Here is a 15827-nt window from a genome sequence, read left to right as displayed (position 1 = left end):
TCCCCTGCACCTTCGGGGAAGGAAGCAGCGTGAACAGCATCATCGTGGTCCCGGGGCCCACCATGTCCCCGGCCGCACAGATCCGCCTGGCACCGGGGCAGACCCTCCGTTTCGGCCGTGAACCCCTTCGTCGCACCGACGCAGCCACCACCACGGGCGTCGTCCGCGGCACCGGCGGTGGCGGCAGCGGCCCGCACACCCTGCACGTCCCGCACGCCGGTGTCTCGCGCTCGGCGGGGGAGATCACCGCGACAGCCACGTACTGGTCGCTCAGCAACTTCTCCCGCTCGGCGACGTATGTGGTCGAGAACCCCGAGGGCGCCGGCGAGCACATCAAGATCGCCCCCGGCAGGCTGGACGCACCGGTCCCGTTCGAATTCGCCCGGCTCGTCCTGCCCGCCGGCTCCGAACTGCTCACCCTGGACGTCTGGGCGCCGCGCCACGACTACGCCGACCGGGACGATCCCGGCGAGCCCGCCGGGGAGCCGACCGTGCTGCCCTTCCCGCTCGACCGCTCCAGCCGGTACTTCCTGGTCCTCACCGCGCTCTGCGAGCCGAGGCTGCGCGGCGAACCGCACGCGCCCCTGCCCACCGTCGAGCAGGTGGTCGAACGGCTGAAGCCGTCCTGGCCCGCGGCCAACCGCGCCGCCGTGCAGTGGAACATCGACTACCTCGCGGTCAAACTGCGCCTCAAGCCGGGCCCCGACACGGTGGATCCGGGGCCGCGGCTGGTCGGCAAGAAAGAGACGCTGGTCTCGCTGGCCCTGCGCTTCGACCTCGTCCGCGAGACGGACCTGGCGGCCCTGCCGGCCGCCCCGACCGGTACCGCCCGCTGACCGGGCGAGCCGGGCACTCCGGCGCCCTCGCGGTCCCGGCCGGCTACCGCGTCGGCCCCTGGGTCGTGGAGCACCTGCTGGGGGCCGGCGCCTTCGGCAGCGTGTACGCGGCCCTGCGCGCCGCACCCGGGCCGGGCCTGCCCGGCCGGGCCGCGCTCAAGGTCCTGCCGACCGGTACCCACACCCCGCGCCGGCTCCGGCACCTGGTCGAGCTCGCCGAGCGCGAGACCGAGGTACTGCGCCGGGTGCGCACACCCCGGCTGATCCGGCTGTACGAGGTGCTCACGGTCGACGACCCCGGCCGGCCCGAACTCGACGGCGCCACCGTCCTCGTCCTGGAGGAGGCGCAGGGCTCCCTGGACGCCCTGCTGGCCGACGGAGTTCCACGCACCGGGCCCGCCCTGCTCGCCCAGGTCTGCGAGGGGCTCGACCAACTGCACCGGGCGGGCTGGGTGCACGGCGATCTCAAGCCGGGCAACGTCCTGCTGATGGCCGACGGCACGGCGCGGCTGGGCGACTTCAACATGGCCGCGGAGCTGGAGGGCACCCACGCCTACTCCCCGGCCTTCGCCACGCCCGACTACACCCCGCCGGACCTGCTCTGGTCGGAGGTCGGCGAACGCGGTACGAAGATCCGCCCGACGGCCGACATCTGGGCCTTCGGCGTCCTGGCCCACGTCGTGCTGACCGGCGCACTGCCGCTGCCCGGCGGCACCCCCGCCGCCCGCCGGGACGCCGCGCTGCGCTACGCCAGGGGAGAGGACGAGCTGCGGCTGTCGCCGGAACTTCCGGAGCACTGGCGGGACATCGTCCGCGACTGCCTGGCCCGAAGACACGAGGACCGGGCCGCGCACACCGCGGCGTCGCTGCTGCGCCGGGTGGAGGCGGCGGCCGCCGGCGCGTCGCCCGCCGCCCCGCCGGCAGCCCCGCCGGCCGCCCCGCGCGTTCCCGGACCACGCCGGCGGTGCCGCGCGCTGATCGCGGCCGGTGCGGCGGTGCTCGCCGCCGGCCTGGGCGCCGTATGGGGCTCGGGTCTGTTCCACCTCGGGGACTCCGCCGGGGCGCTGGGGTACGACCGGTGTTGGCGCGGGGCGGTCTGCTTCTTCTCGGAGGGGGACGGCCGGGGCGAGATGTGCTCCTGGGTGGACGGCGGCTCCGACTGGATCGACGGCCCGGCCCCCTGCCCCTGGACGGCCCGCAGCGCGCCCCGCTCGGTCTTCAACAACGGCTTCGACCTCACCCAGGGGGCGACCAAGGTCGACGTCCTCTACTACGGCCAGGCCGCCCAGCAGGAGCCGCTGGGCTGCGTGAAGGTGCGTACGAGAACCAACTTGAGCGGCGCGGTCCGGCCGCGCTCCCACGCCTGGGTACCGAACTGCTGACGGCTCCTCGGCCCGCCTCCCCGCCGACCGACCGGGCAATTCGAGCCAATCGTTCCGATCGGGGGACCCCCGGGGGCTAACACCCGTCGCCGAGAACGATCCCCGACGCGGCGGCCGAGTACACGACGTACAGCTGGATCAGCTCCATCGGAATCGCGAGGACGCTGAACCACACGGTGGTGCCGGCGAGCAGGCCCGGCCAGGTCTCCCCGAGCCGGAGGCCGTACCGGCCGCGCAGCCGCCGCGCGAGCAGCACGAACACCGCCACCGCCGCCACGCCGAGGACCGCACCGGCCCACCCGGCGGCGTACTCCGCCATCGGCAAGGGCAGGTGCCGACAGGCTTTCTCCTGCCGGTCGGCCCACTCGTCCTGGATCTCCTGCGTGTGCAGGGAGGTCGCCACACCGGCCACGATCAGGAGCGGCACCATCAGCGCCGCCGTCACGGTGCCGAACGTGACGGCACGCGGGCGCGCGGTGCCGTCGCCCGGGGCGGGGGAGGTCGAGGTGGCGGCCACAGGTACCCGTCCCTTCCTGTTCGCGATGCTTTCCCGGCTGTCGGTAGAAGATGATCTCACCCGGCCGTGCGTCCGCCCGCGGAACCTCGTTGCCGCCACGGCGCAGCAGGCACCGCAGGCACCGCGTTCACCCCAGGTCCGCCACGAGCAGGTCGAGTGTGGCTTCCTCGTGGAGGGCCAGGCCGAGCGCGGCCATGGCCGGGGCGAGGGCCTGATCCCAGTCCGCAGTGGTCGGCGGGCCGGTGAGCGGGTGCTGGGGGACGTTGCGGGCCCGGGTGCGGGCGGCGAGCGCCTCGTAGTCCTCGGCACCCATCCGCCAGGGCTCCGCGCCGTAACGGCGGATCACACGGTTGGCCAGGGCTACGCCCGGCCAGTCGAAGTCACCGTGGTAGGCGAAGCGGCAGCCGGAGGCGGCGAGGGCGTCGAGGAGGGTGAGGACGACGGTCGCTGCGCTCCCCGAGGTGCACACCAGAGGTTGTGAGCAGGCGGCATCGGCCGCGGCCTCCACCACGCGCGGGTTCTCGCAGATGCGGACGAGGGTGCCGGCCGGCAGCGAGAGCCGCAGGGCGTGCAGGTCGCGCAGGGTGAGGTGGGTCTCCACGTGATGGACCGCCCGTTCGCACAGGGAGCGTTCCCGCCAGCCTCCGCCGTCGGGGCGCAGGCCGTAGGCGAGGACCGTGCTGGAGACCTCGTCCGGTGTGACGGATGCGAGCCGCCACACGGCGCGGCGTCCGGCCGCGTCGTCGGGGAGCTCGGTGTCGTGGGCGAGGGCTATGCCCCGTTGGACGAGGCGCGCGAGCCAGGTCCCGTCGTCCAGGCCGTGGGCCGATCCGGTCGCTTCGGCGGCGAGGTCGCCCCGCCCCCACGCGCCGGCCCGCTCGGGACCGAAGAGCAAGGTGAGGACGTGGACCGCCTGCTGGAGGGTACGGACCGCCGTTGCGGGTGTCACACCGTTGGGTACGCCCGTGCGGCGCAGCCCGTCGCACCAGCGCCAGGCCCAGTCCTCGTCGGCGAGCCGGCAGCCCTCCAGGGACGAGGCGAGCGAGGACCACACCTGATCACGCCGTGCCCGGGCCTCCGTCCGGGCGGCGCGGCGGTCGGTGAGCGCCGGTCCGAGTTCCCGGAGCACGTCCCTGAGACCGAGGCCGGCGGCCGAGGACCGCAGCCGGGCGTCGAGCGAGTCGAGCTGCACCGTGGCGGTGGCCCCCGTGACCGGCTTGCCGAGCAGGAGCGACAGGTCGTTCCTCTCCTGCACTGCCAGTGCGGACAGCCGCACCGAGCCGGTGGCCCGGAGGCCGTTGCCCTCCAGACGCTTGCGCGCCGATTCCCAGAGCCGGACGAGCCCCGGACCGGCCAGCCAGTCATGGGTGGCGGCGGGGAGCCGGCTCATACGGACATCAGGCGCCGGTGCCGGCCGTTCCAGGTGTAGTGCAAGGTGGCCACCCCGCGGGCGTGCGGGTCGCGGAGGCACTCGTAGATGTGCAGGGAGGGCACCTCGGGCCAATTGCCCATGAGCCTCTCGCTGGTGAGGACGAAGTCGAGGTCGAGGTCGACGAGGATGCGGCCGAGCCGGCCGTGGGTGGGTTCGTCGACCTTGGCGAAGGCGTCGTCCAGGAGGATCAGCCGGGGAGCGTGCGGTGCGGACTCGCCGAGGGTCGTGAAGTGGGCGGCGGCCGCGGCGAAGAGCACGAGGTAGGAGAGCACGCGCTGTTCGCCCTGGCTGAGTCCGGTGCGTCCGGTGAGCCTGCGCCTGCGGCCGGGGGCGGCGTCCTCGACCACGAAGGTGTGGAAGCGGAACCAGTCGCGGTAGTCCAGCGCGGTGCGCAGGTGGGCGGCGTACCCGGCTGACGGATCGGTCCGGCGGGCCTCCTCGATCCGGCGCTGCAGTACCTCGCGCAGCTGCTCGCCCTGCTCACGGGTGCGCAGGATCGAAGGACTGCGCAGCAGTTCGACGGCCGCCCGCACGTCGGCGTCGACGTCGTCGTCCAGCTTCCACTGCAGTTCCACGCCGAGCCCGTGCGAGGTCCGCACGGTCCTGAGTGTGTCGTTCAGGGCGGAGACGAGGCCGGCAGCGGTGACGACCTGCGTGGACAAGTGGTCACCGAGTTCGCCGGCGAGGAAGCGCTGGAAGACCTCGCTCTCACGCTCGGTGAGCCGGCCGCGGGCTTCGGCGGCCCGGTCGGCGATGCGTTCTCCTACGACGGCGACGTCGTGCGGTCCGTGGTCATCGACCAGCCGGCAGATCTTGATCCCGGCCAGCTCTTCGAGTTGCGCGTCGTACCCGCCGGCCAGCTGGTCGCGCAGTGCCGTGTGCCCGTTGAGGAGTGTGCTGTCCGAGACCTCCTTCCCCGACCGGTCGAGTCCGCCCCGCACCGCGTCGGCCAGCTCGCGCAGGGACCGGATGCGGTCGCGGACGTCCGCGCCGGGGTCGTCCAGCAGCAGTGCGGGCAGGGAGGAACGGTCCAGGCCGGCGCCACGGATCACCTCCGGACGACCGACCGCACCGCGCAGGGTGCTTCCCGCGGTGATGACGGCCGCCTGCTGGTCCAGCAGCAGTTCGCGACTTCGCTTCTCGTCCTCCTCCGCGCGGATCCTCCCGTCGCGGAGGTCGTCGTGTCCCCGTCGGGCTCCCGGCAGCGCCCGGGTGGCGGCTGCGACGCGCTGCTTGGTCTCCTCCTCGCGGGCGAGGATCTCCTCCTCGGAGGAGCCGATGGCTTCTTCACGGGTGCGGAGGTCCTGCTGGGCCCTGCGCAGCTCACCGAGTCGCAGGCCGTAGCCTTCCGCCGCCTCCAGGCGGTCGCCGTGGGCCCGTGCGTACCTGGAGTGATCGGCCCGGTGCCGGTCCAGCCCGTCGGCCACGCCGCGGATGGCCCGGCACATGCGTCCGATCCCGTCGAGCAGGGTGGCGAGGGCGGTGCGTACGCGGTCCAGGGCGTCGGCGTCGGTGGGGAGGTCGTGGGCCGTCGCGGTTGCCTCCGCTGCACTGCGAGCGCCCACGGCCCGGGTACGTGCCTCCTCCGCCAGGCGTGCCGCCTTCGTCGCCCTGACCGTCACGTTCCGCAGGTCCTTCTCCCCGGAGTCCAGCTCGTGCCAGGCGCGGGTGAGGGACTGCGGCCGGGGGAAGCCGCGTTCCGCCGAGGCCAGGTCCCGGCGGACGGCGTCGAGCCCGTCGAGCTGTCCGCGGTGACCGGACAGCAGCTTCTCCGCCTCCGCCCACCGGACTTCCAGTTCGGCGATCTTCCGGCGTCGTGTCTCGGCGCGTACGGCGGCGCCCACGTACTCGGCACCGTCCTTGGAATGGCGGCCGCGCAGGGGACCGAGGCGCCAGCTGCCGTCGTAGAACACCGTGCAGGCGGCGGTGACTTCCCGGGCCGGGGCGAGGGCGACGGCGGACAGGAGGTACTGGACCCGTTCGGGCGCGATGCCGGTGTCCGGTTGCGCTGCGGGGCGCAGCGCGGCGGCCAGAGTCGGTCCGTCCGGCAGTACGGTCCCCGGCTGGAGCAGGACGTCTCGCGTCAGGGGATCGAGGAGCGTCCCGTCCCAGGTCACCCAGGCGTCCAGAACCCCGCTCGCTTCGAGCGCCGCCTCCAGGCCCGCCCGGTCGGCGGGGGACAGGTCGTCATGGAAGTCCACCAGCCGGTAGAAGGGCGCTCCGGTGCTCGGATCGCGCTCGGCGGTGCGGTGGTACGGGACGGGCGGCTCCGGATCGGTTCGCCGCTCCCACTCCTCCTTCTCCCTGCTCAGGAGGTCGCGTTCCTCGGTGAGCCGGGCGACGCGCAGCGCGAGGGTGTCGCGCCGTTCCGTCAGTTGCACACCGTACGGCTCCAGCACCGTCAGCACGGTCCGCTTCGCCTGCCCCTCGATGTCGGGTGGCAGCACCCGCTCGGCGAAGGGGGCCTGCGGCGAGGTCTCACAGGCGACCGTGGCACGGACCGGATCCAACGGAGGGCAGTCCGGGCCGGCCACGGCCCGCAAGCGCTCCAGCCAGGCCTCCACCTGACGGAGGTAGCCCGCGCTCTCCTCGGCCACCTTCTCCCGGTGGCCTTCGAGGCGGCCCGCAGCATCCTCCGCCTCCCCTTCGAGCCGTTCGTGCTCGGCATCCGCAGCAGCAGCCCGCCCGCGTGTCTCCACCACCCGGGCGACCAGGCCGGCCACCTCCTGGACCCTCCGGGTCCGGTGCTTCACCACCGTGCCGGCGTCCTCCAGCTGTCCTTGCCAGGAACGCAGGGCGGATTCCGCTGCCGTGGCGTCCACGGCGACCACCCGCTGGTGCCGCACGATGCGGACTTCTGCGTCAGGTCCCGTGAGTTCAGCCGCCGAAGCCCCGGCCACATCCGCCCGGGGCAGGCCGACCGTCTCGCCGAGATGGCCTGTGGGGAGTCCCGCCTTCTCGGCCTGCACGACGAGCTCGCGGTGATCCGTACCCAGTTCGCCCAGGCGTTCGCCCAGCTGTCCGATGCCCTCGGCCAGGCGGTCGGCCGCGCCCTCTTCCGTGTCGTGCGCTCTGGTGAGCGCGGCGAAGGACGTTCCGGCCGCCGTGTCCAGCGCGGCGACCGTGGTCCGGCGCTCGGACAGCTCCTCCAGACTGCGGTACGCACTGCTCGCGCGCAGGGCGTCGAGTTCGGTACGGGCGGCCTGCTCCTCCTCGCGCAGCGCGTGCAGACGTGCTTCGGCCTCGGCTTCCCGACCCTTCAGGGCGCCCGTCCGCTTCGCGGCGTCCCCGGCCTGCAGGCGTCGCCGCGCCAGGGCGTCCAGTTCCGCGTCCACCTTCCCCGCAGTCCTGAGCAGCACTCCGGACAGATAGCCGCGGTAGACGCCCAGGAAGGTGCGAAGGGCCCGGTCGGTACGCTCCAGGCGGCCGAGCTCCTCTCGGACGGCATCGAGGTCGTGGAGGTTGCGCGCCACCTTCTCCACCACGTTGTCGTCGAGCCCGGGCAGTGTCTCGCTCAGCAGGGAGGCGACCCCGCCGGACTCGATCCGGTCCCCGACGGTGGGGCGTCGCAGCCGGTGCAGGAGCTGTGTGAGGTTGCGGTACCGCGTTGCGTCGGTGATGCCGAACAGTTCACGGGCGACCCGCGAGCGGTGCTGGACGGAACGGTCCGTGACGTTCTCCGCGCCGACGGCCTCCTTGAGGCGATCGACCGGCAAGGGCCTGCCCGCCTCGACCAGGCGGAAGTCCTCGCCGACCCGCAGCGGGGTGACGAAGAAGACCGGCACGGCCTTCTTCGTCGACTTCGACGCCCGGATGGCCGCCCCGAGGGTGAGGTACCGGTCCCCACCGTCCTGCGTCGTCATGCGGAACTCGACCCACAGGTATCCGAGGCGGTTCGTCTGCTCGAAGCCGTCCAGCATCAGCCAGACGAGGCTCGTGCGACCCGTACCCGTGGCGTCCAGCGCGCGGGAGTCGCCGTCCAGCAGGTACGGGAGCAGCATCTCCAGGGCCTTGGACTTGCCTGCCCCGTTCTTGCCGCGCAGGAGCAGCCGTCCGTCGCCGAAGTCGAATTCCTGTTCGTCGTACTGCCAGACGTTGAGGATGCCCGCACGGTGCAGGCGGAAGCGCGGGCCGGTTGAAGTGACGGATCGCTGAAGGGGGATGGGGCCGTGCGCGCCCGGGGTCATAGCGGCAGCTCCTGCTGTATGTCGATGCCGGGTGTCGCTCCGGCGGGCCGGCGTTCGGTGACGTGGGTGGCGTAGCGCGCGGCCGCGGCGAGGAGTATCCAGCCGGTGCCGGCGGTGCCGGCGGTGCCGGCGGCGCGGGCGCCCAGCACGTCGGTCACGGAGCGGCCCTCCGGGACCGCGTCGTCGTATCCCTCGGGCAGTCCCTGGCCGGTGGAACGGAGCGGGCCGGCGGGGGCCACCAGCCGCATCCGGCTCAGCAGGTCCAGAGCCGCCCTCCGCAACGAGGCGGGATCCTCCAGGTGTTCCCGCTGCCAGTTGCCGCGCTGCCCGTACTCGGTGACGAGCTCGGCCAGCAGCTCGTCCACCAGGCCGTCCGGAACGGCGACCCCGATGACGAGCCGCCCTCCCGTCGCCGGGTGTCCCGGCTCGGCGGGCCGCAGCCGTTCCACGAGACGCTCCACGAGGAGGAGCGAAGCCTGGGCGACGGTTCCGGTACCGGGCAGGTGCAGGTCCGTCAGCTCCTCCTCAGGGTCCACCAGCGCCACGCCCTCGCCGCGGATCTCGGCCTCCAGCCCGAGGAGCTCGGAGAACGCCTGGGCCTCGCGGCGTTGCCGGGTCCGCAGCCAGTCCCTCTCGGCGTCGGTCAGCTCATCCAGGTACACGACGGGCGTTTCCACGAGCATCCGGCGCACATAGGTGCGGGGACCGCCGAACCCGGGGTCGGCAGCCCGCCTCACCAGGTCCGCCCCGTCCAGGCTCTGCGTGAGCGGGCCCGAAACGATGATCCGGGCGATCTCCCGGTCCACCGTGATCAGCGCCTCGCCGCCTTCCTCCTGCACGAGCGAGCCCACACTGCCTTCGGTCTCCGTCAGGACACCCCAGTCGATCAACTGGCGAAGGGCGGCGACCAGAGTCCGCTTCTCCACGGCCCGGCCCGTTTCCTCCAGCTTCACGCCTGCGTCGGCCGCCGCGGCCCTGATGTCGGCGACCAGCTGGGAAAGCAGCATCTGCTCCGGGGCGGTCACCAGCACGGAGAGCGCGAGCGCGAGACAGGAGTAGGTGCGCGGGGTGAAGGCGGCACCGGTGGATCGCTCCAGCCGGTGTCCTGCGCCGGCGCCCAGTCCGGCCTTGAACAGCCTGGCGTAGGAGGTGTCGACCAGGAGCCGGTAGCCGAGCACCTGCTGGAACCGCTTGCCCAGCCAGTCGGCGTGCCGTCGTATCAGGGGGAACAGGTCTGCGTAGGGACCGGCCGACGTCACCAGAGGACGGGCGAGCAGCAGCCGACCGGCGGCGCGGCGTTCGGTGGCCAGGGCCACGTCGTGGGCCGAAGGAAGCGTCACGACACACTCACCTCGGCCTCACGTCCGGCCGAGCCGGCCGCACGACCGACCTCCAGTTCCAGGCCGTCCAGCACGAGGTCGCCGTCGGCGGAGTGCAGCACGGTCTGCGCACCGGAGGAACGGCGTACGGTGAGCCGGGCGCCGAGCTCGGCATCCTCGCTCTGCGCGGACTCCAGGCCGAACTCCGGTGCCCCGTCCAGGTCTCCTCCGGCTTCCCCGGCTCCCGTGCGCCGCAGCCGGGCGTTGCCCAGTGCAGTCGCCAGCAGTTCCAGCAGCAGTCCGAGGGCCGCCGAAGTGAGGCGTACGTCTGCGAAGCGGCCCGCAGCGCTGCGCAGTTCGTCCGCGGCCGCCCTTCTGGCCTCGGCCTGTGCACGGGCGGCTTCCTGAAGGTGCCGCTTCTGCGCCGAGTGGTTCTCCATGGCCGACGCCCGGCCCCGCTGCGCGCGACTGCCCCGCTCGCGCAGCGCCACCGGCACCTCGACCACCGGGCCGTTCCACCAGCTGGTGTACGCGGGAACCGCCTCGTCGGAGGCCGGTGGGACACCCAGGTGGCGGGCGCCGTAGAGGCCGAAGGCGGCGACCGCGATGTCGTGCGCATCCTCCGGAGACGCCTCGTCGAACCACCGGGCGAGCCGGAGGAGGTCCTTGCGCCTCGACATCTCCCCCGAGGCCGAGCGCAGCATCCGCTTGGCGTTGGTCAGCAAGGACTGCAGCGCGCGCATGGTGGCGTCACGCAGCTGATCGACCTGGCTTCCCTGCCCGTCGACGTCGGTGAACCAGCCGCGCAGCCCCTCCCAGTCGGCCTTCTCCCGGCCCCGGCTGCGCTGCACCCGGCCCTCGGACCGGCCGCCGGCCCCCGGAACCCCTGACAAACCGCGGGCGTGGGCGTCGAGGCGCTCCAGGAGGCCAGGGAGGTGCGGCCACAGAAGGTCGAGGACCGACGCGATGCGAGGAGCGCGGAAGGCCACGTCCTCCCTGATCGCCTCGACGTAGTCGAGCAGCAGTTCCTTGAAGCCCTGGTACTCGGCGCTGTCCAGGTCGTAGCGCGCCAGTACCTGACCGAGGTAGGCGTAGAAGTCCCGCACGGAGTCCGCGAACTCGGTGAACTGGACGAACAGCGTGCTGACCCGTTCCAGCGCGTCCTGCGGCTCTGTCCCGCCGGGCCTTTGCACCAGCTCGTTCAGTTCGCGCAGTCCGCGCTCGACCAGTGCCAGCAGCTCGCTGCTCACCTCGCGGGCCGCATCCGCCCCGGCCAGGACCTCGTCGGCGTCCCGCTGGATCCGCTCGCCCAGCTTCGACAACTGGTAGCGGGACCGGGACCGCTGGTACTCGGTGATGCTCGACGCCTTCACCGAGTGGCTGCTCCGCAGCAAGGCACCCCAGTGCACCAGTCGTTCCAGCCGGGCGGTGAGCGTCTCCGCGTCCAGGGTGACCGCCGGCCCACCGGACTCGGCCAGTTTCGTCAGTACGTCCGGCACGGCGAGGTCGGCAAGGAGGGTGCCGCAGAAGACCCGCATGACGGCGACGTACTCCAGCCGCTCCGGCGCACTGAGGTACGCGTACGCGTTCAGCCGTTGCCACGTATCGTCGCGGTCGGTCTCCGGTAATGACTTCTGTGCAGGTGCCCCCATGGCATCGAGGTTACGCAGTGACACCGGCGGCCCGAGGGGAGTTCGGCGATCTTCTGCAGGGCGTCAGAGTTCGCGCCCTGCCCACCGCCCCGCCTCTGGCCGGAAAGGGAACCGGCCCTCCGCGTCCGGCCGAGACTGGGGGAAGACGATCACCAGGGTGAGCAGGAGGCAAGGGTCCCGATGAATCCGTACGAGTACGTGCCCGCCGACGATCCGCTCTTCGGCGCGGTCCGGATCGAACTCGACCACGAGGCCGGGACGCTGGGCGTGAGCGGGGAGGGCCTGCCGTCGGTCGAGGTCCGGCGGGCCCCGCACACCGTGCCGGAGAGCCACGTGCCGATCGGGACGCGCGACCCCGAGCACCTCACTCTGCTCGTCGACGGCGCAGCGGAGACCCTGCGGCCCTCCAAGGGATTCCTGACCCGGCGCTCGTACCGGGTCGAGGTCGTCTCCGGGGCGCGGGAGTGCCGCTATCTGCTGGTTCCGGACTCTCTCGGCTCCAGTCGGCTGCTGCGGGACGAGCGGCTGCTCGGCGTCTTCACATCGAGCGGCGACGGGCGCGTGTCGGCCGACTGGGGGGCGGCGAGCGGGTCCGAACATGCCCGGGACGCCTATGACGCGTCCGTGGGGTACGGGCTCGCCGCGGCATTCGGCACAGGTGCCGAACCGATGTGGCAGCTCACTCTGAACGCCGCGCTCGACCTGTGGCCGTGAAAGAGCCTCAGTCCTCCGTCGGGGGCAGCAGGTGCGAGCAGGTCGAGCGGGCTACGAACGCGATGCCGTCGTAGTCCTCGGCCGGGACGAGCGGCGCCGTGTTCAAGCGGTAGAAGAACCGTTGGACGTTGGCGCCGAAGCTGCGCTGCGCGTGCGGGGCGTGCAGCCAGGGCGCGGCGCCGGCGGGTGAAACCGCGGCGCGAAGGTCCGCGTAGTAGTCGCCGGGTACGGCGTCCGCGAGCCAGGCCTCCAGGGAGCGGAAGCCGGTGCCGATGCGGTGGCGCGCCGGCGGCCTCCGAAGATCATTGCCGCGGCGGGCCAGGAAGGAGCCCTTGCCGAAGAGGAGGGCCAGGGCGTAGTAGGCGTCGCCGTACCGTTCGCGGAGTCTGCTGCCGAGGGCCGGCACCCGTTCCCCGTACGTGCCCTTCGCGATGTGCCCGTTGTGTGCCCAGACCATGACGCGCGCCCCGGGGTCGTCGTCCACGAGCCGTGCGACGGCCTCGGCCATGTAGCGGTCACGCGCGGCGAGCACGCCGTCCTCGCCGGCCGAGGCTGCGAAGGGCCGGGTCACCAGGTCGGCGGCGCGGACCAGGATCCGCGCGTGTTCCAGAGCCTCGCCGGCGTCGTCGCCGGGACCCGGCCGCTCGGCGTGGTCCGCGACGAGGCGGGCGATCTCCTCGGCGCGCCGCATCAGGCCCTTGTCCGGGTCCGGAAGCGTGCCTGGGCGGGCCCGGGCCAGTACGTCCAGGGCGCTGACGCGACCGGCCTGATCGGGCGCCGTCAGGCGCAGGAAGGCGGCGACGGCCTCGACCGAGTCCGTGCAGAGCTGGGGGTCCGTTCCCACGAAGCGGACCCGGCGCTCTTCGGGCAGGTCGCGGTTGTGGGCGCGCAGCCACTCGACGAGGTCGACCATCTCGCGGGTGCGCCAGGTCCAGAAGCCCAGCCGGGCGACGAGCCGTTCGGGGGCGCCCGTGCCGTACCGGACGTATGCGTCGAGCGCGCGGGCGGCGGACTGGCTGGCCTCCATGGCGAGGGTGGTGAACCCCTCCTCACGGACCAGGAACTCCACGATGCGGTGCTTCAGCCGGAAGAACTCGCCCGTGCCGTGGGTGGATTCCCCCAGACCGACGATCCGCGTCCCCCGCAGAGCCTCGCCCAGGGGTTTCAGGTCCTCCACGGGCGCGCCGGGGGTCAGCGTGCTCAAGGGGTTGGCGTGCTCGTTCAGCCATCGGGCGATGTCGTCGGGCACCGTCTTGCTCTCCTCCCCGCGTGCGGCAGGGCGGCACGCGGGCGTGCCCCGGCCTCTCGCACCCGGTCATGGGTCAGTTCCTTGCCTCCCGGCAGGCCGCGAGGATCTCCTGGAGATCCCGTACGGCGTCCGGTCGGCCATGCTCGGAATACACTCCCGCGACGTTGACGACAACTTCGTCCACCCCCGCCCGACCGTATTCGGCCAGCTCTGCGGCGATGTTCCCGGGCGTGCCGTAGAGGCGAGCGTCGGCCGGAGCACGGATACGCGCATCACTCGGCCTTCACAGGGACCTCCTGGTCGTCGAGGGCGATCCCCTGAGCGATCTCCAGGCGCTGCGCCGCGTCCGGCTGGTGATGGCGGACGGCCGCGTGCACGCCTGACGGGCCACCGTGCCGCTGCCGGTGACCCCCGTTGGCGCGGTTGATCCTCCCCGGCCGCTCCCCGACACGGGGTCGTTCTCCTCCCCGGATTCTCCCCGGCCACGGCTGCCGGACGGCCACGAAGAGGAGCGGAAGCCGGTCAGTCAGCGAAGCCCGGGACGACCAGGCCGGACTCGTACGCGATCACGACCGCATGGGTCCGGTTCTGCGCGCCGAGCTTGGTCAGCACGTTTCCGACGTGGGTCTTGACCGTCTCCAGGCTCACCGTGAGGGATTCCGCGATCTCCGGATTGGAGAGCCCGGTGGCCATCAGGCGCAGCACCTCCTCCTCCCGGCCGGTCAGGGCGGCCTGTGGCAGGGCCTCGGCGGAGCCCAGCGGGCGGGGGGCGACCATGCGGCCCAGTGCGGCCGGGAAGAGGACCGCTTCGCCCGCTGCCACCACCCGGACCGCCTCGGCGATCCGGCGGACCGGGAGGCGCTTGAGGACGAAGCCGCTGGCGCCCGCGCTGAGGGCGGCGGTGACGTAGCCGTCGTTCTCGAAAGTGGTGATCACCACGACCTTCGGCGGATCGGCCAGTTCGGCCAGCAGCTGCCGGGTGGCCTCGATCCCGTTGCGACGCGGCATCCGGACATCCATCAGGATCACGTCCGGCCGCAGGCTCCGCGCCCGTTCGACCGCCTCGACGCCGTCGGCGGCCTCGCCGATCACCGTGATCCCCGGCTGTGCGGCGAGCAGCATGCGCAGGCCGCTGCGGGTGACCTCGTCGTCGTCCGCGATCAGGAGGGTGACGGCGGGGCCGGTGGCGGCGGGCAGCGCTGTGCCCTCGACCGCATCGGATCCACTCACGCCGACACCCGTACCGGCAGCCGGACGGCCAGCCGCCAGTGCTGTGTCCCGTCCGGGCCGGCCTGGAACTCACCGTGCAGCAGCCGGACGCGCTCGGCCAGTCCGGGCAGACCGTGGCCGGAGGTGGGGAAGGCTCCCGGGCCCCTGCCCTGCCCCGTCCGTGCCCCGGTCCGGTTGACCACCGTGAGGTCCAGCCGGTCGGGGCCGGCCGTCACCCGGACCTCGATCGGGCCGCCCGCCCCGTGGCGCAGCGCGTTCGTCAGCCCCTCCTGGAGTATCCGGTACGCCGCCCGGGAGAGGGTCCCCTGGACCTGCGCCAACGCGCCCGACAGCTCCGGTTCCACCACCGCCCCCGCGTGCCGCAGGCGGTCCAGCAGCTCGGGGAGGTCGGCCAGGGTCCGGGTCGGCGCTGTCCCCGACTGTTCCTCGCGCAGCACTCCGAGTACGTAGTCCAGGTCCTCCAGGGCGGCCCGCGTCGACTCCTCGATGCTGCGCATGGCGGCCCGCGCCGCCGCAGGGTCGGCGGAGAGCACCTCGCCCGCCACCGCCGCCTGGATGGTGGCCGCCGTCAGTGTGTGCCCGATCGAGTCGTGCAACTCGTGTGCAATCCGGTTGCGTTCGGCCAGCAGCAGTTCCCGCTCGGCAGCCAGCGCGAGCCGCTCGGCGGGCGACGGCCCCAGCAGCCGGGGCGCCGACCACCGCAGGGCCTTCGTCACCAGTACGCAGACGGCCGCCGCCAGCAGAATGCACACGGCCGCCACCACCCAGCTGCTCCACCCGCCCGACACCCGGACCGATGTGCCGAACAGACTCGCCCGCGCCTCGCCACCGAGCCAGTTCCCCGGCAGGGAAAAGCCCATGATGAAGAGCACCCCGCTCGCCAGCGCCCCCGTCCACCCGACGGCCACGTGCAACACCAGCCAGAGCGGGGTCCGCCAGCGGTCGAGGCCGGGGAACCCCGGGGTCCGGCGACCGGCCACCGGATTCGGCAGGGGCACCCGCAGCAGCCGGCGGGCGGACACGACCAGCGCCCGCCGTACGGGGCGCGCCAGTCCGACCACGCCGACCAGTACCGCCCAGACCAGCAGGGCCATGGCGATCTGCATGCTCTCGGGTGCGGATGGCCACGACAGCGCCGGCAACAGGGCGAGAGGCAGGAGCGGAAGGCTGGCCAGCGCACCGCAATAGGCGAACAGCACACCCGAATACGTGGAGCCGCGGAGCAGCGGCCGAATTCCCCTGATCATGATCGCCAGTATCGCCGGGCAGCCCACCGGGGGCCTCCCCCGATCGGGGGAGCGATTTCTCC

General features: G+C 73.0%; 11 protein-coding genes. 3 read left to right on the top strand and 8 right to left on the bottom strand.

Annotated elements, in window-relative coordinates; genetic code table 11:
• Positions 1–29 precede the first annotated feature (29 nt).
• Together ACZ4YL_RS02440 and ACZ4YL_RS02435 are read left to right on the top strand one after the other, a co-directional pair.
• Entirely contained in the window at positions 30–836 is an 807-nt protein-coding gene (locus tag ACZ4YL_RS02440) for an FHA domain-containing protein (RefSeq protein WP_468113348.1), read from the top strand.
• Positions 833–2218: a serine/threonine-protein kinase gene (locus ACZ4YL_RS02435; RefSeq protein WP_468113478.1), complete on the top strand. Its 1386-nt coding sequence runs from the start codon at positions 833–835 to the stop codon at positions 2216–2218. The genes ACZ4YL_RS02440 and ACZ4YL_RS02435 overlap by 4 nt, the downstream gene beginning before the upstream one ends.
• A 76-nt stretch (positions 2219–2294) precedes the next feature.
• On the opposite strand, the gene ACZ4YL_RS02430 is transcribed toward ACZ4YL_RS02435, so the two are convergent.
• The 5 genes from ACZ4YL_RS02430 to ACZ4YL_RS02410 all read right to left on the bottom strand — a co-directional run bounded on the left by ACZ4YL_RS02430 (position 2295) and on the right by ACZ4YL_RS02410 (position 11325).
• A complete protein-coding gene (locus ACZ4YL_RS02430) occupies positions 2295–2735 on the bottom strand; it encodes a hypothetical protein (protein WP_468113347.1) in 441 nt (146 codons plus the stop codon).
• A 127-nt stretch (positions 2736–2862) separates the two neighbouring features.
• Complete coding sequence (locus tag ACZ4YL_RS02425) at positions 2863–4125, bottom strand: TIGR02679 family protein (RefSeq protein WP_468113346.1); 1263 nt, start codon at positions 4123–4125, stop codon at positions 2863–2865.
• Positions 4122–8354 carry a TIGR02680 family protein gene (locus ACZ4YL_RS02420; protein ID WP_468113345.1) on the bottom strand — a complete coding sequence of 1411 codons (4233 nt, stop codon included), beginning with the start codon at positions 8352–8354 and terminating at the stop codon, positions 4122–4124. Before ACZ4YL_RS02420 ends, ACZ4YL_RS02425 begins: the two co-directional genes overlap by 4 nt.
• A complete protein-coding gene (locus tag ACZ4YL_RS02415) occupies positions 8351–9694 on the bottom strand; it encodes a TIGR02678 family protein (RefSeq protein ID WP_468113344.1) in 1344 nt (447 codons plus the stop codon). Before ACZ4YL_RS02415 ends, ACZ4YL_RS02420 begins: the two co-directional genes overlap by 4 nt.
• The gene (locus ACZ4YL_RS02410; protein WP_468113343.1) at positions 9691–11325 is read right to left on the bottom strand and encodes a TIGR02677 family protein; all 1635 of its coding nucleotides are present in this window, start codon (positions 11323–11325) and stop codon (positions 9691–9693) included. The genes ACZ4YL_RS02415 and ACZ4YL_RS02410 overlap by 4 nt, the downstream gene beginning before the upstream one ends.
• 180 nt (positions 11326–11505) lie before the next feature.
• Between ACZ4YL_RS02410 and ACZ4YL_RS02405 the strand changes: the two genes are divergently transcribed.
• Positions 11506–12039, top strand: a complete 534-nt coding sequence (locus tag ACZ4YL_RS02405; protein ID WP_468113342.1) for a hypothetical protein — start codon at positions 11506–11508, stop codon at positions 12037–12039.
• Positions 12040–12046: 7 nt separating this feature from the next.
• Here ACZ4YL_RS02405 and ACZ4YL_RS02400 read toward each other — a convergent pair whose 3' ends face one another.
• From ACZ4YL_RS02400 to ACZ4YL_RS02390, 3 genes are all read right to left on the bottom strand, one after another.
• Positions 12047–13288, bottom strand: coding sequence for an erythromycin esterase family protein (locus ACZ4YL_RS02400; RefSeq protein ID WP_468113341.1), 1242 nt, complete (start codon positions 13286–13288; stop codon positions 12047–12049).
• Positions 13289–13810: 522 nt separating this feature from the next.
• Positions 13811–14518: a response regulator transcription factor gene (locus ACZ4YL_RS02395; protein WP_468113340.1), complete on the bottom strand. Its 708-nt coding sequence runs from the start codon at positions 14516–14518 to the stop codon at positions 13811–13813.
• Positions 14515–15765, bottom strand: coding sequence for a sensor histidine kinase (locus ACZ4YL_RS02390; protein WP_468113339.1), 1251 nt, complete (start codon positions 15763–15765; stop codon positions 14515–14517). The genes ACZ4YL_RS02395 and ACZ4YL_RS02390 overlap by 4 nt, the downstream gene beginning before the upstream one ends.
• Between the last annotated feature and the right edge of the window lie 62 nt (positions 15766–15827).

Source organism: Streptomyces sp. NPDC030021, from assembly GCF_055574035.1.
Note: the sequence above shows the minus strand (reverse complement) of the source record. Positions and strands in the feature narration are given on the sequence as shown.